The following is a 259-nucleotide window of genomic DNA, read 5'->3' as shown; positions in this document are numbered from 1 at the left end:
CAGACGGTGACGGCGTAACTGATGGTGACGAGAAGAAAGATGGTACTGATCCTAAGACTCCAGATACAGACGGCGACGGCGTAACTGATGGTGACGAGAAGAAAGACGGTACTGATCCTAAGACTCCAGATACAGACGGTGACGGCGTAACTGATGGTGACGAGAAGAAAGATGGTACTGATCCTAAGACTCCAGATACAGACGGCGACGGCGTAACTGATGGTGACGAGAAGAAAGACGGTACTGATCCTAAGACTCC

1 protein-coding gene is annotated in these 259 nt (G+C 50.6%); it reads left to right on the top strand.

Annotated elements, in window-relative coordinates; genetic code table 11:
* Positions 1-259, top strand: a 259-nt coding sequence (locus NF418_RS10440; protein ID WP_256779551.1) for a hypothetical protein, incomplete at both ends; no start/stop codon positions are given.

This window comes from Streptococcus suis (genome assembly GCF_024509555.1).
In the GTDB taxonomy this organism is placed as follows: Bacteria; Bacillota; Bacilli; order Lactobacillales; family Streptococcaceae; genus Streptococcus; species Streptococcus suis_AD.
Note: the sequence above shows the minus strand (reverse complement) of the source record. Positions and strands in the feature narration are given on the sequence as shown.